General features: G+C 72.9%; 17 protein-coding genes. All 17 read left to right on the top strand.

What is annotated here, in order from left to right:
- The coding region (locus ACFSHS_RS10140; protein WP_376874786.1) for a flagellar hook-length control protein FliK at positions 1–1,166 on the top strand (1,166 nt) is incomplete at its 5' end.
- A 17-nt stretch (positions 1,167–1,183) separates the two neighbouring features.
- A complete protein-coding gene (locus ACFSHS_RS10135) occupies positions 1,184–1,606 on the top strand; it encodes a flagellar hook assembly protein FlgD (RefSeq protein ID WP_376874783.1) in 423 nt (140 codons plus the stop codon).
- Between the two features lie 70 nt (positions 1,607–1,676).
- On the top strand, positions 1,677–2,924 hold the full coding sequence (locus tag ACFSHS_RS10130) for a flagellar hook protein FlgE (RefSeq protein WP_376874780.1): 1,248 nt from the start codon (positions 1,677–1,679) through the stop codon (positions 2,922–2,924).
- A gap of 264 nt (positions 2,925–3,188) precedes the next feature.
- A complete protein-coding gene (locus tag ACFSHS_RS10125) occupies positions 3,189–3,473 on the top strand; it encodes a flagellar FlbD family protein (protein ID WP_376874777.1) in 285 nt (94 codons plus the stop codon).
- Between the two features lie 3 nt (positions 3,474–3,476).
- Positions 3,477–4,247: a motility protein A gene (locus ACFSHS_RS10120; RefSeq protein ID WP_376874774.1), complete on the top strand. Its 771-nt coding sequence runs from the start codon at positions 3,477–3,479 to the stop codon at positions 4,245–4,247.
- A gap of 4 nt (positions 4,248–4,251) precedes the next feature.
- Positions 4,252–5,151 carry an OmpA/MotB family protein gene (locus ACFSHS_RS10115; protein WP_376874771.1) on the top strand — a complete coding sequence of 300 codons (900 nt, stop codon included), beginning with the start codon at positions 4,252–4,254 and terminating at the stop codon, positions 5,149–5,151.
- Positions 5,148–5,615 (top strand): flagellar basal body-associated FliL family protein, encoded by a 468-nt coding sequence (locus tag ACFSHS_RS10110; protein WP_376874768.1) that lies wholly within the window; start codon positions 5,148–5,150, stop codon positions 5,613–5,615. Before ACFSHS_RS10115 ends, ACFSHS_RS10110 begins: the two co-directional genes overlap by 4 nt.
- Before the next feature lie 165 nt (positions 5,616–5,780).
- Complete coding sequence (locus ACFSHS_RS10105) at positions 5,781–6,815, top strand: flagellar motor switch protein FliM (RefSeq protein ID WP_376874765.1); 1,035 nt, start codon at positions 5,781–5,783, stop codon at positions 6,813–6,815.
- Complete coding sequence (gene fliN, locus ACFSHS_RS10100) at positions 6,812–7,549, top strand: flagellar motor switch protein FliN (RefSeq protein ID WP_376874762.1); 738 nt, start codon at positions 6,812–6,814, stop codon at positions 7,547–7,549. The genes ACFSHS_RS10105 and fliN overlap by 4 nt, the downstream gene beginning before the upstream one ends.
- Positions 7,546–7,962 (top strand): FliO/MopB family protein, encoded by a 417-nt coding sequence (locus ACFSHS_RS10095; protein ID WP_376874759.1) that lies wholly within the window; start codon positions 7,546–7,548, stop codon positions 7,960–7,962. The genes fliN and ACFSHS_RS10095 overlap by 4 nt, the downstream gene beginning before the upstream one ends.
- Positions 7,959–8,810, top strand: coding sequence for a flagellar type III secretion system pore protein FliP (gene fliP, locus ACFSHS_RS10090; protein WP_376874755.1), 852 nt, complete (start codon positions 7,959–7,961; stop codon positions 8,808–8,810). Before ACFSHS_RS10095 ends, fliP begins: the two co-directional genes overlap by 4 nt.
- Complete coding sequence (gene fliQ, locus ACFSHS_RS10085; RefSeq protein ID WP_458199707.1) at positions 8,807–9,082, top strand: flagellar biosynthesis protein FliQ; 276 nt, start codon at positions 8,807–8,809, stop codon at positions 9,080–9,082. The genes fliP and fliQ overlap by 4 nt, the downstream gene beginning before the upstream one ends.
- Positions 9,083–9,089: 7 nt before the next feature.
- A complete protein-coding gene (fliR, locus tag ACFSHS_RS10080) occupies positions 9,090–9,854 on the top strand; it encodes a flagellar biosynthetic protein FliR (RefSeq protein ID WP_376874752.1) in 765 nt (254 codons plus the stop codon).
- Between the two features lie 3 nt (positions 9,855–9,857).
- Positions 9,858–11,000 carry an EscU/YscU/HrcU family type III secretion system export apparatus switch protein gene (locus ACFSHS_RS10075; protein WP_376874749.1) on the top strand — a complete coding sequence of 381 codons (1,143 nt, stop codon included), beginning with the start codon at positions 9,858–9,860 and terminating at the stop codon, positions 10,998–11,000.
- 150 nt (positions 11,001–11,150) lie between these two features.
- Positions 11,151–13,196 (top strand): flagellar biosynthesis protein FlhA, encoded by a 2,046-nt coding sequence (flhA, locus tag ACFSHS_RS10070; RefSeq protein ID WP_376874746.1) that lies wholly within the window; start codon positions 11,151–11,153, stop codon positions 13,194–13,196.
- Positions 13,177–16,377, top strand: a complete 3,201-nt coding sequence (locus ACFSHS_RS10065) for a hypothetical protein (protein WP_376874743.1) — start codon at positions 13,177–13,179, stop codon at positions 16,375–16,377. The genes flhA and ACFSHS_RS10065 overlap by 20 nt, the downstream gene beginning before the upstream one ends.
- Positions 16,374–16,634 carry a hypothetical protein gene (locus tag ACFSHS_RS10060; protein WP_376874740.1) on the top strand — a complete coding sequence of 87 codons (261 nt, stop codon included), beginning with the start codon at positions 16,374–16,376 and terminating at the stop codon, positions 16,632–16,634. The genes ACFSHS_RS10065 and ACFSHS_RS10060 overlap by 4 nt, the downstream gene beginning before the upstream one ends.
- Positions 16,635–16,765 lie beyond the last annotated feature (131 nt).

Here is a 16,765-nt window from a genome sequence, read left to right as displayed (position 1 = left end):
CCACCGCACCGGTCCCGGTCGACGCCGCCGCGGCCGCCGCGGTGCCGGGGCTGCCGGCGGGCGCGGTCGTGGCCGGGGTGGCCGCGACCGGGACCCCTGCCGCCACGACCGCCGCCGCGCCGGGGATGCCGGTCGCCGGCGTGCCCGGGACGCTGCCCGCCCCCACCGCCGCCCCGCTCCCGGCACCCGCTGCGGCGCCGTCCGTGATCCCCGGCTCCGTCGTCGTTCCCGAGGACCCCCTGACCTCGACCGTCCCCGCTCCTCCGCCGGCCGCCGGCGGGCCCGCACCCGGGACGGCCGCCGCGGCTCCTCCCCCCGTCGGGGCCCAGCCCGCGGTGACCGGCTCCGCGACCGCCCCGTCGGCCGCGGTGGGGACCCCGGTCGCGACCGCGCCCGGCGCCCCTCCGGCTCCCGCGGGGCCGGTGACGGCGCCGGCGACCGGCGACGCTGCCACCGCCGGCGTCCCGGCCGGCTCCACCGGCACCGTGGCCGTCCAGGTGGCCCCGTCCGGGGCCGGCGGGTCGTCGTCGGCCGGCGCCGGGAACGCCGGCACCGGGAACGCCGGCACCGGGAACGGCGCCCCTGGTGCGCCCGCCGCGGACGGGGTGACGGAGGTCGGCATGGTCGGCGCCGGACCGGCCGCGGCGACCGCGGCCGCGCCCGCCGCGGCGTCCGGCGCGACCGGTGCGGCCGCTGCGCTGCCCGTCGGGTCGCAGCTGGCTCGTCAGGTCGCCGTGCTCCGCGGTGGCCCGGACGGCACGCAGACCATGACGCTCGTCCTCAACCCGGAGACCCTTGGGCCGGTCGAGGTCTCGGTCACCCTCAGCCGGGGAACCGTCGACCTCACCCTGCGCGGTGCGCACGAGCTGGGCCGGGCTGCGCTCCTCGACGGTCTGCCCGACCTGCGCCGCGACCTGGAGACCGCGGGCCTCAACCCGGCGCGTCTGGAGGTCGACCAGGACACCGGCGGCTCGTGGCTGGCCCGCCACGCGGCGCAGCAGCAGGCCGACCAGCAGGCCGGGCAGCAGTGGGCCTCCGACCGCGGCCGCCAGGACCGGGGCGAGGACCGGTCACGACGGTGGGGCGCTCCTGCCGATACCGCAGTCGGCGGATCGACCCCGCCCGGCAACCGATCCACGTCGTCCGGCGTGGACGTGCTCGTCTGAGAAGGAGTGACCGACCGATGACGACACCCGTGAGCGGAGCCGCGGCGACGCCGTACACGCCCGCTTCCTCCACGGTCGACCGTCCGGACCAGATGGGCAAGGACGTCTTCATGAAGCTCCTGGTGGCGCAGATGCGCTACCAGGATCCCTCGAACCCCGTCGACAGCAGCCAGATGATGTCCCAGACGGCGACCTTCAGCCAGGTCGAGAAGCTGGAACAGCTCGTCACCCAGAACGCGTCGATGCTCGTGCTGCAGGAGTCCGCGACCGCGGGTGCCCTCGTCGGGCGGACCGCCACCTACACCGACACGACCGGCGCCTCGAAGACCGGGGTCGTCTCATCGGTCCGTCTCGCCAGCCGCGGCAGCGAGGCCATCGCCGTCATCGGGGGCGTCTCCGTCCCGGTCGGCCGCCTCACCGAGATCGCCCTCACCAAGTGACGTCCTGACCGCTCCGACCCGACCGACTCCCCCGCCGTCCGGCGGTCCCATCCCCTGAGGAGCTCCTCCCATGCTTCGCTCGATGTTCTCGGCCATCTCCGGCCTCCGCGCCCACCAGACCAAGATGGACGTCACCGGCAACAACATCGCCAACGTCAACACCGTCGGGTTCAAGGGCAGCCAGACGGTCTTCCAGGACACCCTGTCCCAGGTGATCCGGGCCGGTGGCGCCCCTGCCGCGGACCGCGGCGGCACGAACCCGGCCCAGGTCGGCCTGGGCGTGAAGGTCGCGGCCATCACCACGAACTGGACCCAGGGCGCCACCCAGTCCACCGGCCGCTCGACCGACTTCATGATCGAGGGCGACGGCTTCTTCGTCACCCGCGGCACCGGCGGGGAGCAGCTGTTCACCCGCGCCGGATCCTTCGACTTCGACGGCGCCGGCAAGCTGGTCACCCCGGACGGCTCGATCCTGCAGGGCTGGATGGCCGACGAGAACGGCGTGGTCAACCCCAACGGCCCGATCGGTGACCTCTCGGTCCCCTACGGTCAGATCGTCGCTCCCTCCGCCAGCACGTCCGGGGTCATCGACGGGAACCTGCCCTCGGACGCGCCGATCGGGGCCCCGCTGCAGACCGGCATCACCATGTTCGACAGCCAGGGCGTGGAGCAGAAGATCTTCTACAACCTGACCCGGACCGCGGCGAACACGTGGGACGTCACGATCGAGCACGCCACCCAGGGCGTCCTGCAGACCGTCACCGGCGTGACCTTCGACGACGCCGGCAACCTGTTGAACCCGGCCGCCCCCGGACTCCTGCCGTCGTTCAACCCGAACACGGTCGTACCGGCCGGACGCTTCCCCAGCTGGAACAACGCCGTCCAGATCGACATCTCGGGGCTCACCCAGTACGGCGGGTCCAACACGCTAGGGGCACCGACCCAGGACGGCTACGCGCTCGGCTCCCTGCAGTCGTTCCAGCTGGGCGCCGACGGCACGATCATGGGTGTCTACTCCAACGAGCTGCGCCAGCCCATCGGCCGCCTGGCCCTCGCCTCCTTCAACAACCCCGGTGGTCTGGAGAAGGCCGGCAACAGCTCGTTCCGGGTCGGCGTCAACTCCGGCGTGGCCCAGGTGGGAACGGCCGGTGTCGGCGGTCGCGGCTCCCTGATGTCGGGCGCCCTCGAGATGTCGAACGTCGACCTCGCCGAGGAGTTCACCGGGCTGATCGTGGCCCAGCGCGGCTTCCAGGCCAACAGCCGCGTGATCACCAGCTCCGACGAGATCCTGCAGGACCTGGTCAACCTGAAGCGCTGATCCCGCGCATTGCGCTTTCTGTACCGAAAGCGGAACCCGCCCGCTGAGCTTTCTGTACCGAAAGCGGGAGATGCTGCGGCCCGGTCATCCCTCGAGGTGGCCGGGCCGCCGGTTTTCCGCGTCATCCCGGGCCTGTGCCCCCGCCCTCCCCCGCCGTTCGGCTCAAGGAAAGCGCCGGCTGGGCCGATGAGAACAGTGCATTCCCACCTGCCACCCATGCCGTTCCCGCCCGCTGCGGGCAGCACCGAGCAAGAGGACCGAACCGTGATCCGTGTGACGCGCCTGAACGGTGAGCAGTTCGCGCTCAACCCCGACCTGATCGAGCGGGTCGAGGGACACCCCGACACGGTCGCCTTCCTCGTCGACGGCACCAAGTACGTGGTGAAGGAGACCGTCGACGAGGTGCTCCAGGAGATCCGCGAGTACCGCGCCGGGATCCTCGCCACGTCCTACGAGATGGACCGCGGCGAGTACCGCGCGCCGTCCCGCGCCACCGACGACGCCACGGCTGCCTCGGTCGTCCCGTTCCCGAACCGCGAGGAGCGCTGACCCGTGGATCCCGCCACCCTGATCGGGTTCGCCATCTCGATCATCGCCCTGTTCGTCTTCATGACCCTCGAGGGCGTCGCCCCGACAGCGCTGATCTTCCTGCCGGCGATCGTCCTGGTCATCATCGCGACGTTCGGTGCAGCGGCGGCGAGCCAGACGTTGGACGACCTCAAGAAGGTCGGCAGCTGGTTCAAGATGGCCGTGCTGCCGGCGAAGGTGCCACCGCCGACCGAGCAGATCCAGACCCTGGTCAGCCTGGCCGAGAAGGCCCGCAAGGAGGGCCTGCTCGCGCTCGAGTCACAGGTCAAGGAGATCCAGGACCCGTTCCTCAAGCGCGGCCTGCAGATGGGCATCGACGGCACCGACCCCGAGGAGCTGCGCACCGTCCTCGAGAGCGAGATCACGGCCAAGAAAGCGGAGGACAAGGTCGCCGCCAAGTTCATGAACGCCATGGGCGGCTACGCCCCGACCATCGGCATCCTGGGCTGCATCGTCGGCCTGATGAACGTCATGGGCAACCTGAACGACCCGGAGACGCTCGGCCCGATGGTCTCCGCGGCCTTCATCGCCACGCTGTGGGGCGTCATGGCGGCCAACTTCTGGTTCCTGCCGATGGGCGCCAAGATCCTCCGCGTCAGCGAGCTGCAGGCCGCCCAGATGGAGCTGCTCGTCGAGGGGATCACCGAGATCCAGGCCGGCACCAGCCCGCGGGCCGTCCGGCTCAAGCTGACCTCGCTCGTCCCGCCGAGCTCGCTGGCCAAGGAAGCGGCGTGACCCCGTGAGCACCGGTCACGGCCGCCGCCGCAAGAAGCACGAGGAGCACGAGGAGCACGAGAACCACGAGCGGTGGCTGGTGTCCGGCTTCGACATGATGACGCTGCTGTTCGTGCTCTTCGTGGTGCTCTTCGCGATGAGCAAGGTGGACGAGCAGAAGTTCGCCGCACTGGCCAAGGGCATGGCCGATGCCTTCGGCACCCCCGTCTCGGTCGTGACCAGCGCCACCCCCGAAGGCTCGGTCCTGGACGGCCTGCCCGGCGTGGTCGACATCGCCTCGGCGATCCCGCCGGACCCCACCGTCACCGAGGCGCAGGTGGACGCCGCGGCCGCGGCCGCGGCCGCGGAGCGGGCCAGGAACGTCGCCGCGGAGGCGGCCGCGGCCTACGACGAGCTCGCCGCCGCCCGCGACGCGATCGACGCGGCGCTGACTGCGGCCGGGTACGCCGGGGCAGCACGCTTCGAGATCGACGAGCGGGGCCTCGTCGTCCACATCGTCGCCGACCAGGTCCTGTTCGACGCCGAGCAGGCCGTGCTCCGCCCGGAGGGCGGGGCGATCCTCAGCTCCGTCGCGCCCACCCTCACCGGCCTCCCCAACCGGCTGGCCGTCGAGGGGCACGCCAACCACCTGCCGGTCTCCCCCGGCAGCGTCTGGCCGTCGAACTGGGAGCTGTCGGCGTACCGGGCGACCACCGTCGTCCGCTACCTGGGGGGCACCGGCGTCCCCGAGGACCGGATGTCAGCCAACGGCTACAGCTCGACGCGCCCCCTCGTCCCCATCTCCGATCCCGACGCGATCAGCGACAACCGTCGCGTCGACATCGTCGTCCTGTCGGACGCCTCGGCAGAGGCCAACGCCCTCCTGCCGGGCCTCGACGCCGCCCACCAAGGAGCTCCCGAATGAGCAAGGACAAGACCGCCGAGACCGAGAACGCCGAGGAGAAGGGCGGCGGCAAGAAGAAGCTGCTCCTCATCCTCGCGGTGGTCCTGGTGGCCGCCGCCGGTGCCGCCTACTTCTTCCTGTTCAGCGGCTCCGAGGAGGCCGAAGCGGCCGAGCCCGTGCACGGCGGCTACGTGGCCCTCGAGCCGATCGCGGTCAACCTCGCGGGCGGCGGCTACCTCAAGATCGGCATCACCCTGGAGATCACCGCGGACGCCGCCGGCGGCGGTCACGGGGGTGCCAGCGTGGACGGCGCCAAGGCCTACGACCAGATCATCTCCACGTTCTCGCAGGCGACCCCGGCCGACGTCACCGGCGCACGGGACGCGCTCAAGGAAGCCCTGGAGCAGAAGATCATCGAGGCGTACACGGAGGACGGCGTCCCGATGGTGATGCACATCTACTACACCGAGTACGTCACCCAGTAACCAGCGCGAACCGGCGGCTCCACCGGCCTCGTCCGCAAGCCGGGCCGCAGCGGAACGTTCCACCGCAGCACACCCTGCACCACCCGTCACACCACTCCCGGACGACCGGCGGCGCTCCGGCGCCGCCGGTCAGGGTCGGGCCGGGGTCCGCCGATGAGGTGGAACGTGACCCAACCCGAGACCGGACCGGCCCCCAGCATGGCCGGTCCTCAGTCCCCGGAGGCGTCACCGGCGGCACCCGCCGCCCCGGCCCCGGCCGCCGCCTCGGCGTCGCCCACCGCCGGCAGCGGCTCGCGCAGCCGCCGGGGTGAGCCCCGGACCTACGACTTCCGCCGGCCGACGAAGCTCTCCCGTGAACACGTCCGGGTCCTGCAGATCGCGCAGGAGGCCTTCGCCCGCCAGGCGACGACGATCCTGACCACGTTCCTCCGTGCCGGAGCTCGCCTGGAGCTCGCCACGATCGAGCAGCAGTCCTACGACGACTACCTGGCCACGTTGCCCAGTCCCGTCTTCATCTCCACGTTCACCCTCGAGCCGCTGGCTGGCAAGGGCCTGCTGGCCTATCCGCTGGACATCGCCATGGCCACCGTCGACCACATGCTCGGCGGCTCGGGTCGCGCCGCGCAGCCGAACCGGCCGATGACGGCGATGGAGACGGCCATCACCAATCACCTGCTCAGCCGGCTGCTCGACGAGTTCGCTGCCTCGTTCGCGTCGATCACCGAGATCCAGCCGGCGCTCAACGGGTTCGAGTACAACCCGCAGCTGGCGCAGGCGGCGGCCGGCTCCGACACCGTGATGGTGGCCACCTTCTCGATGGCCGTCGGCGCGCGTGAGGGGGACGCGACCCTGGTCCTGCCGTTCTCCTCCTTCGCGCAGGCGCTGAACAACGCCGCCTCCCCGCAGCTGTCGGAGACGGCGCTGGCCAAGCGCCGGCGCGCCGCCGAGGCGCTGACCGCCCGGCTCAATCTCGTGCCGGTCGACGTGAGCGTCCGGTTCGCACCGCTGAGCGTCTCCTCGGCCGACCTGCTCTCCCTCGCCGTGGGTGACGTCCTCCTGCTGCGCCATCCGCCGGACGCACCGCTCGAGGTCACGACCAACGACGTGACCTTCGCCTACGCGATCGCCAGCAATCACCGGCGCCGACTCGCCGCAACCATCGTCCCGACCCCGTACGCCGCCGCGAAGGACACAGCATGAGCACCGACACGTCGCAGGACTCCCAGACCGTCTCCGCAGTGGTCACGGCGGCGGCCCGCGCGGCCGCCGCGCTGGTCCCGGCCACGACGGAACTGGTCCCCGGGAGCCCGGTCAGCGACCCCGACGGCGTCCCCCTGCCACCGGGTGCCGCATCCGCCGTGTCCGCCGGGCTCTCCGGCGAGGTGAGCGGCGACATCGTGCTCGTCGTCTCGGCCGACGTCGTCGAGGCCCTGTCGAACTCCCCCGTCGGCCGGATGGACGTCGCCGCCGCGCTGCGGCCCGCCCTCGAGGCCGCCGCCGCGACCCTCGGCCGGGTGCGCATCGCCTCCGAGCGCGTCGAGGAGCCGGTGGCCGCCCTGGACGGGCTGCGGGACAAGGGCATGTTCGTGGCCGTCCCGCTCATGGCCGGCGGCGAACACCAGGCGACCTTCGCCCTGCAGGTGACCCTGCCCGCGGCGCAGACCCAGCGCGGCAGCCTGGACCTCCTCCGGCACGTGGCCATGGAGGTGACGGTCGAGATCGGCCGCACCCGCATGACCGTGCAGGAGCTGCTCTCCCTCCACCCCGGCGAGGTCGTCGAGCTCGACCGCGCCGCCAGCGCGCCGGCCGACCTGCTGGTCAACGGCACGCTCATCGCCCGCGGCGAGGTCGTCGTCGTGGACGAGGACTTCGGCCTGCGGATCAGCGAGATCGTGACCGACGCCGCGGCCGCGGAGCTGGGACAGCCCGCATGACGTGGATGATCATCCGGCTGGTCCTCTCGCTGGCCTTCATCGCCGCGGTGCTGTTCTTCGCCGCGCGCGTGGCCCAGAAGCGCGGACTGGGCCAGGGCAACGGCCTGATCGAGGTCGTGGCCCGCCAGCGCATGGGCCGGGCGAGCACCGTGAACGTCGTCCGCATCGCCGACGTCGTCCTCGTCGTGGGCGCCACGGAGGAGCAGGTCACCCTGCTCGCCGAGGTGGACGCCGAAGCCGTCGACGCAGCGCTCGCCGAGCGGCGGGTGCCCGCGCGCAGCGGTGCGCCGGACAGCTCCGGCCCGCTGCCGGAGCGGGTGACGAGCCCGGCGCTGGCCGGCTCGGTGTTCGACCGCAACGGCTGGGGCAGCTTCGTCCACCAGCTCCGCGAACGGACGGTCCGTCGCTCATGACGTCGTCCGCCCGCCCGCTCCGGGCGTCCGGGGGCGCCTCGGTGCGACGCCGGGCGGCCTGGGTGGTGCTGCTGTCGGTGCTGTGCACCGTGGCGGCGTTCCTGCTCGCCGGCCCGGCGGCGGCCGCCCCGACCGACCCGGTGGCGCCGACGGCACCGGTGGCGCCCGCCGTGCCCGGCGACGGCAACGTCGACATCACCATCGGGAACGGGTCGCCGAGCAGCTCCATCACGCTCATCCTCGCGATCACGGTGCTGTCGGTGGCCCCGTCGGTCCTGCTCCTGGCCACGTCCTTCACCAAGATCATCGTGGTGCTGGGCCTGACCCGTAACGCGCTCGGCCTGCCCTCGTCCCCGCCCAACCAGGTGCTCACCGGGATCGCGCTGTTCCTGACCCTGTTCGTGATGGGCCCGGTCTTCTCCGACATCAACGCGGTGGCGCTGCAGCCCTACATGAACGGCACCATGACGGTCGCCCAGGCCTACGACGCCGGCGTGGTCCCGCTGCGCGAGTTCCTCCTCGGCAACACCCGCGAGGACGAGCTCAAGCTGATGATCGGCCTGTCCGGCGAGGAGGCACCGGCCGACGCCGCGCAGGTCAGCATGACCACCCTGATCCCGGCGTTCGTGCTCTCGGAGCTCAAGAGCGCCTTCATCATCGGGCTGGTCGTCTTCATCCCGTTCCTGGTGCTGGACATGCTGGTCAGCGCCTCGCTCATGGCGATGGGCATGATGATGGTCCCGCCGACCATCGTGTCGCTGCCCTTCAAGCTGCTGCTCTTCGTCGTCGTCGACGGCTGGGCGCTCATCACCACCGCCCTGGTGGGCTCGTACGGGGGTGGCGGGTGAGCGACGCGGACGTCACCCAGATCGCGGCGCAGACGATGATGGTCGCTGCGAAGGTCGCTGCCCCGGTGCTGATCACGGCCCTCCTGGTCGGCTTCCTGATCTCGCTGTTCCAGGCCGCCACCCAGATCCAGGAGCAGACCCTCTCCTTCGTCCCGAAGATCATCGCCGTCGCGATCGCGCTGCTGGTCACCGGCAACTGGGTGCTCGCCGAGCTGGTCAGCTTCACCCAGAGCCTGTTCGACCAGCTGCCGGCGTTGCTCGACCGGACCTGAGGCCACGATGGACCTCTCGGTCCCGGCAGTCACGCTGGCCGCGCTCCTGCTGGGGACGGCGCGCGCCGCCGGATTCGTGCTCCTGGCCCCGCCGTTCAACTCGCGCACCGTCCCCGCGCCGGTCAAGGGCGCGTTCGCGCTGGCGCTGTCGGTGCTGCTCTCGACCCAGATCGCGCCCTCGCTCCCGGAACCGACCGCGGGCTTCCTCGCCGTCGCCGCGGTGACCGAGGTGATCATCGGGGCGGCGCTCGGGTTCGTCGTCCAGGTGCTGTTCAGCGCGGTGCAGATGGCCGGCGACCTGATCGACGTCACCGGCGGCTTCTCCCTGCAGCCGGCCTACGACCCCCTGTCGATGACGCAGAACTCGTCGGTCGGCCGACTGCACCACCTGCTGGCCATCACGCTGCTGTTCACCAGCGGTGGCCACCTGGTCATCGTCAAGGGCTTCGCCACCTCCTACGTCGGGCTGCCCGTCGGCGGTGACGTGCCGACCGACCAGATCGCCGCAGTGCTGATGACGGCGTTCTCGATGATGTTCCTGGCCGCGTTGCAGATCGCCGGGCCCATGGTGGCCGTCCTGCTGCTGGCCGACGTCGCGCTCGCGCTGCTCAGCCGGGCCGCACCGGCGCTGAACATCTTCGCGTTCGGCTTCCCGGTCAAGATCCTGCTGACCCTCACGATGCTCGGCCTGACCTTCCCGCTGCTCCCGCCGGCGCTTGACGCGCTGCTCGACCACGCGGCACGCGCCATGACCTCCCTGCGGAGCGGCTGAGCCATGGCCAAGGACGGCCCGGGTGGTGAGAAGACCGAGAAGCCCACTCCCCAGCGCCTGAAGAAGGCGCGCAAGGAAGGGCAGATCCCACGCACCCAGGAGCTGGGCACGTGGCTGGGAGTCGCGGCGGCCAGCGTCCTGCTGCCGATGATGGTGGGCAACGCGTTCGAGTCCGCGCAGCAGCTGTTCGTCCAGGTCGGCTCCGTGGCGAACAAACCCGAACCGGCGGCCCTGTCGATCCTGATGGGCGAGGCCCTCAGCGCCTTCATGACCACCCTGCTGCCCATGGCCCTGGGGATGATGGTCGTCGGCACCGTCGCCGCGGCGGCGCAGGGTGGGGTCACGTTCGCCACCAAGGCGATGAAGCCGACCCTGAAGAAGCTCAACCCCTTCCCCGGCATCAAGCGGATGTTCGGCACCCAGGGCATCTGGGAGGCGGTCAAGGCCCTGATCAAGACCACCGCGCTGGCGACGGTCGTGGTGATCACCAGTGACCGGGCGCAGGCGCTGGTCTCCTCCGCGGGATCGCTGCCGCTGTCGGCGGTCGCCGCCACCTTCACCGACTCGGCGATCCTCATGTTCCGCGTCGTCGCCGTCACCGGGCTGGTCATCGCGGTGGCCGACTACGTCGTCGTCCGGATGAAGACGATGAAGAAGCTCAAGATGAGCAAGTACGAGATCCAGCAGGAGCACAAGCAGTCCGAGGGTGACCCCCACATGAAGGCGCACCGCCGCGGCATCCAGATGTCGATGTCGCGGAACCGGATGATGAGCGAGGTCGCCGACGCCGACGTCCTGCTGGTCAACCCCACCCACGTCGCCGTCGCGCTGAAGTACGACCCCGCGAAGGGCGCCCCCCGGGTGATCGCGAAGGGCGCCGGCGAGGTCGCCGCCAAGCTGCGCGCGCTCGCCGAGGAGGCGCGGGTGCCGATGGTCCAGGACATCCCGCTGGCCCGCGCGCTGCACGCCTCCTGCGACCTCGGCCAGGAGGTCCCGGCCCAGCTGTTCACCGCCGTCGCCCGCGTCCTGGCCTTCGTCATGCACCTGGGGGCACGGGGCGTGCGCGGCGGCTTCCACCGGCCCGGGTTCGAGCCGCCCGAGGTGGAGGGACTGCCCAAGGCCGGTCGCCGCCGGGCGGCCGCCTGAAAGAGGACCCCTCCGCCCCCCACCACTCGCAAGGTCGCGGCGGGACCCTGCAGAGGGGCCGCTACGGACGAGGGAGGTACCGGCCGGGGGGTCGGCTGCCGATGAGAGAGGCGTGAGCCAGCGTCTGTCCAGCGTCCCGGGGGCGGGCGCGTGAAGGGGCTGGGCAAGGCCGCCGTGCCCATCGGCGTGGTCTCGATCGTCCTCATGCTGGTCGTGCCGCTGCCGGCCGCGCTGCTGGACCTGCTGCTCGGCCTGAACATCACGATCTCGCTGCTGATCCTGCTGGTCGCGATGCAGATCAAGAAGCCGCTGGACTTCGCCGTCTTCCCCTCGCTCCTCCTGGTGGCGACGCTGTTCCGGCTGTCGCTGAACGTCTCCTCCACCCGGCTGGTCCTCACCGACGGCTACGCCGGGAAGGTCATCGAGGCCTTCGGGCACTTCGTCATCGGCGGCTCGCTGGTCGTCGGTCTGGTGATCTTCCTGATCCTCACCATCGTCCAGTTCGTGGTGATCACCAACGGTGCCGGCCGCGTCGCCGAGGTCGGCGCCCGCTTCACCCTCGATGCGATGCCGGGCAAGCAGATGGCGATCGACGCGGACCTCAACGCCGGCCTGATCAACGAGGCTCAGGCCCGCAAGCGCCGCCACGAGGTCACCGCCGAGGCCGACTTCTACGGCTCGATGGACGGTGCGTCGAAGTTCGTCAAGGGCGACGCGATCGCCGGCATCGTCGTGACGCTGGTCAACCTGATCGGCGGCTTCGCGATCGGGGTCATGCAGCGGGGCATGGCGCCCGGCGAGGCCGTCTCCACGTTCTCGCTGCTGACCGTGGGCGACGGCCTGGTCTCGATGATCCCGGCCCTGCTGATGTCCACCGCGACCGGCATCATCGTCACGCGCTCGGCCACCGAGGGCGACATGGGCACCGACCTGCTCGCGCAGCTCGGTCGCTTCAAGCAGCCGATGCGGATCGCCGGCGGCGCGGCCATCGCCATCTGCCTCATCCCCGGCCTGCCCAAGCTGCCGTTCCTCGTCATCGGCGGCGGCTTCCTGATCATGGCCTCGCGGATGTCCGAGGCGCCGGAGGTCGACGAGGACGCCGAGGCCGCCGCGGCCGCCGCCGACGAGGAGCTCAGGCCCGACTCCCCCGAGGCGATCGCCGAGAAGATGCGGGTCGACCCGCTCGAGCTGGAGGTCGCCTTCGACCTGGTCGACCTCGTCGACCCGGCCCGGGGCGGCGACCTCCTCGACCGGGTCAAGGCGCTGCGCCGCAAGGTCGCCATGGACACCGGTCTGGTCATCCCGCTGGTCCGTACGCGGGACAACCTCGACCTGCCGGGCTCCCAGTACGTCATCTGGCTCAACGGCGTGCCGGCGGCGAAGGGCATCTCCCCCGCGGGCACGATCCTCGCCATCGGCGACAACCTGGAGGGGATCCCCGGCAAGGCAACCCGCGAGCCGGTGTTCGGCCTGGCCGCGAAGTGGGTGCCGGTCGAGCTGCAGCGGCAGGCGGAGATGGCGGGCGCGACCGTCGTCGACCGGTCGTCGGTCATCACCACCCATCTGGCGGAGGTGGTCCGGCAGAACGCCGCCGACCTGCTCGGCCGCGAGGACGTCCGCCTCCTGGTGGAGATGGTCCGTCGGACGCACCCCATCGTCGTCGAGGAACTGACCCCCACCCTGCTCACCCTGGGAGAGGTGCAACGCGTGTTGCACGCGTTGCTCGAAGAGGGTGTGTCGATCCGAGACCTGGTCCGCATCTTCGAGGCACTCTCTGTGCGTGCAAAGACGTCCACCGATCTCGACGGCCTCGTCGAGGCGGCACGGGCGGCGCTCGGCTCGGCGATCAGTCACCCGTACGTGACGCCCGACGAGCGCCTGCACGTCCTCACCCTCGAGCCGGGCTTCGAGCAGCGCCTCCTCGAGTCCATCCGGCAGAGCGACGCGGGCCTGGTCCTGGCGCTGGACGCCGCCGGCATCGACGCCCTCGTGCACGGGTGCAGCGGTCTGCTCGAGGAGGCCGAGCGCTCCGGCCTGTCCCCCGTCCTGGTGTGCTCGCCGCAGGTGCGCGCCGCTCTCGCGCGCCTGATGCGCCAGGTCCTCCCCCGGCTTCCGGTGATCTCCTACGCCGAGGTCTCCCGGACAGCGCAGATCGAGTCGCTGGGAGTTGTGAGCGGTGCCGTTGCGATCCGTTGAGGCCGCCTCGCGCGACGACGCGATCGCGGCCGCGCGCGAGCAGTTCGGTCCCCAGGCCCGCGTCGTCGGGGTGCGCCGGGTGCGCTCCGGCGGCGTGCTCGGGTTCTTCGCGACCGAGCGCTATGTGGCGGAGGTGGCCGAGGCCGGCGCCGACACGCCGGCCCTGCCGGCCGTCCCGGGGCGCTCCCGCACCGACGACGACGCGCCCGACTTCTCCTCGCCGCTGGCCTCGGCCGCCCCGGCCCGCGCGCGTACCGCCGCCCCCGCCCGCAACGGCGCGGCCGCCTGGGCCGCGGAGGCAGCGGCGCGGTCGACCGACGAGATCCCCCCGCAGGTGCGGGCTGCGGCCGCGGCCGCGCGCGCGGCGCGCACCGCCGCCGCGGCCCGCCCCGCGGGCTCGGCCACGTCAGCGCCCACGGCTCCGGGCCGGACCGCGACTCCCACCCGGACCGAGGCACCGGTGCGGAAGGCCGCGCCGGCCCCCCAGCGTGCCGACGACGAGCGGGTCAGCGAGCTCGTGGGACTGCTGTCCGCCCACCAGTCGGAGCCGTCCGGCCCGGCCTACTCCCGGGCCACGTTCCCGCGCGCCTCCTTCCCGCGCACGGGCACCGTGAGCCGTGCCGACGGGCCGGCGGCCGACGTCGCGGACGAGCCCGGCCCGCTCCTGCGCGGTGGGGACCCCGTTCCGGCCGCCCCGTCCCCGTTCACCGCCGCCCTCGCGCGGATGGTCGCCGGGGACCAGGACGTGCAGCAGGCCGTGCAGGAGGCCCTCGCCCAGCCTGCGGTGACGCCTCCCGGCGAGGACGCCGAGCCCCGGCCGGCCCGGTCCGAGCCCACCCGACCAGCAGACACAGCGGTGCCGCCGTCGCCGGCGCGCCAGGAGGAGGAAACGGTGGGAGATCAGGTCGTCGCGCCGCCCTCCACGACGGATCGACCGGTCGAGGTGCCCCCGTGGGCGGCCGAACCCGAGGCCGCCGCGGGCTCGGTCTCCGCCCGCGAGGAGGCGATCGCCGACCTGCTGCGCGGTGCCCTGGCCCAGGGGCACTCGGACGAGGCGCTCGCCGGCATCCTGCGCAAGGTCCTGGCCGGCGCGTCACCGCAGGCGGCACTGACCGAGCCGGAGACCGGCGTGCCGTCGGAGCCGGTGTTCGCGGTCCCCGCCGAACCGGTTGCCGCCCGACCCGTGCCCACGGAGCCGGGGTTCGCCGTTCCTGCCGAGCGCGCCGTCGCGCTCCCCGCCGAGTCCGCCGCCGTCGAGCCCGCCGCCGTCGAGCCTGCCGCCGTCGAGCCCGTCCCCGTCGAGCCCGTTCCCGTCGAGCCTGCCGCCGTCGAGCCGGTGCTCGCCGTTCCCGCCGAGCCGGTGTTCGTGGTGCCGTCCGAGCCGGCCGCCGTCGAGCCGGTGTTCACCGTTCCCGCCGAGCCGGTGTTCGTGGTGCCGTCCGAGCCGGCCGCCACGCCGTTCCCCGCACCGGCCTCGGCGGCCGAGGCGCACACTGCCGGCACGCCCCTCCTCGCCGCACCGGCTGCGTCCGCCGTCGAGGAGTTCATCCCCGCCGTCGGGGACGTGAGCCCCGCGTCCGCGACCACCCCGGCGGAGCAGATGTGGGCCACGCCGTCGCCGTCGGCGACCCTGTGGGGTGACCCCGTCTCCGCCACCAGCGCGCCGGTCGAGAGCGACGCCCCCATCTGGGCCGAGGTGGTGCTGAAGGAGACGGTCCCCGCGCCGCTCTTCCCGCCGTCCGCGACGGCCACCACCACGGACGTCGTCGCCGCGACCGCAGCCGTCGAGGAGCCGGCCGCCGGGTCGCCCGTGCCCGAGACCGCAGTGGCCGGGACGGTCCTGAGCGAGCCCGTCGAGGCCCAGCACACCGGGGTCGTCGAGGCCGACACCGTCGAGGCCGGGCCGCTGTTCACGGCGACGGCCGAGGTCGCGACCCCGAGCGTCGACAGCCGCGCCGACGAGGCGCTCGAGGTCCGGCAGCAGGCCGGCGAGGACGTCGAGGTGCAGGCAGCCGAGGAGCCCGTCGCGGCCGTCGTCGCGGAGGCAGGAGTCGCCGAGCTGGCCCCTCTGCTGGCCCGCACTGCGAGCGACCCCGCGCCGATGATGTCGCTGGACGTGACCACCGTCATGCCGCCGCTGTCGCTGCTGCCGCCGCTGCCGTCGTCCCGTGGGCGTGGGCGTCCGCCGGTGCCCCCGGCCGCCCCCCGCCGCACCCCCTCCCCCCGCCCGCCGGCCCGTCCGTCGGTTCCGGCCGACACCGCGCCGGAGACGGGCAGCACGAAGCGGCCGGACGAGGCGCTCGTGGACGCAGCGGACGCTCAGGCCCCGGCGCCCGTCGTCGAGGCACCGGCCGCCGCTCCGGCCACCCGCTCGCTGGCGACGGTGACCCGGTTGCCCGTGGCACCGCTCATGGCCGCCCCGGAGATGCCCGAGGCACCCGCAGCCGTCGAGCCGGAGTCGGCTCCGGTGGACGTGGCCCCGGTGGACGTGGCCCCGGTGGACGTGGCCCCAGCGGACGTCGCTGCCCGGCTCGAGCTCCTGGGAATTCCCGCCGAGCTGCTCGACAGCACCTTCGCCGACGACGTCGCCGAGCGCGGCACCTACGCGGCGCTCACCCGCCGCCTGGCGCTGCGCCTGCCCAAGGCGCCCGAGGTGCCGAGCGGCGCCGGCGAGGCCGTGTTCGTGGTCGGCCCCGGGGTCGACGCGCTCCGTGCCGGCCGGTCGCTGGCCGCCTCCCTCCGCCTGGACCCCGATCGTGTGCAGTGGGCGACCCGCGGTGACCTGGCCGGGCTGGCGCCCAAGGGCAGCCGGGTGACGACCGTGGACGCGGCGATCGACCGCCGTCAGGAGTCCGTCTCCGCGGGGACGGTGACGATCGTGGCGGTCGACGCGCCGCTACGGACCGATGCCTACTGGATGGCGCAGATGATGACCGTCTGGTCCCCGGTCGCGGTGTGGGCCGTCGTCGAGGCCACCCGCAAGCCCGAGGACCTCGAGCCCTGGATCGCCGGGCTGCCCCGCGTCGACGCGCTGATCGTGCAGGACACCGACCTCAGCGCGGATCCCGCCGCGGTGCTCCGCCGGGTGAACGCGCCCGTGGCCCTCCTCGACGGCGTCCCGGCGACGCCGCACCGGTGGGCCTCGCTCCTCTGCGAGCGGCTGGAGAGCACCCCGACATGAGCCCCCTGCGCTGGGACGTTCTCCTCGTCGGGTTCGTGCTGGCCCTGCCCGTGCTGGCGCTCGGGCTCCGGGGAGACCTGTCGACCGAGGAGATGATGACGCGGGTCCTCTGGTGCCTGGGCGCCGGCTGGGCCGTGGTGGCGGTGCTCCGGCTGGCGAGTACGCCACCGTCGTCCGCCGCACCGGAGCGCAGGCCGCGCACGAAGGCCGCGCCTGAGCCGGCCGGATCCACGGACGGCGGCCCTCCCGCTCTCTGACCGTTCCGAGGATGCGACCCTCCTGCGGTTCCTTCCTCGCTCCTGCGCCGTTGCACCGCCGCGGAAGTGAGGGCAGGGCCGCAACGAGGCGGAGCGTTGTCCACAGGTTCCGCCGAGCACGGCGAGGAGCG

The sequence above is a fragment of the Blastococcus deserti genome, assembly GCF_042682525.1.
Taxonomy (GTDB): Bacteria; Actinomycetota; Actinomycetes; order Mycobacteriales; family Geodermatophilaceae; genus Blastococcus_B; species Blastococcus_B deserti.
This window is presented reverse-complemented; position numbering and strand designations above follow the sequence as displayed.

What these genes read in the sequence shown, in the direction of transcription:
- ACFSHS_RS10130 (WP_376874780.1), top strand. Translation starts at nt 1,677, where the DNA reads ATGCTTCGCTCGATGTTCTCGGCCATCTCCGGCCTCCGCGCCCACCAG.
- fliN (WP_376874762.1), top strand. Translation starts at nt 6,812, where the DNA reads ATGAGCACCGACACGTCGCAGGACTCCCAGACCGTCTCCGCAGTGGTC.
- ACFSHS_RS10135 (WP_376874783.1), top strand. Translation starts at nt 1,184, where the DNA reads ATGACGACACCCGTGAGCGGAGCCGCGGCGACGCCGTACACGCCCGCT.
- ACFSHS_RS10095 (WP_376874759.1), top strand. Translation starts at nt 7,546, where the DNA reads ATGACGTGGATGATCATCCGGCTGGTCCTCTCGCTGGCCTTCATCGCC.
- ACFSHS_RS10110 (WP_376874768.1), top strand. Translation starts at nt 5,148, where the DNA reads ATGAGCAAGGACAAGACCGCCGAGACCGAGAACGCCGAGGAGAAGGGC.
- fliP (WP_376874755.1), top strand. Translation starts at nt 7,959, where the DNA reads ATGACGTCGTCCGCCCGCCCGCTCCGGGCGTCCGGGGGCGCCTCGGTG.
- fliR (WP_376874752.1), top strand. Translation starts at nt 9,090, where the DNA reads ATGGACCTCTCGGTCCCGGCAGTCACGCTGGCCGCGCTCCTGCTGGGG.
- ACFSHS_RS10060 (WP_376874740.1), top strand. Translation starts at nt 16,374, where the DNA reads ATGAGCCCCCTGCGCTGGGACGTTCTCCTCGTCGGGTTCGTGCTGGCC.
- ACFSHS_RS10075 (WP_376874749.1), top strand. Translation starts at nt 9,858, where the DNA reads ATGGCCAAGGACGGCCCGGGTGGTGAGAAGACCGAGAAGCCCACTCCC.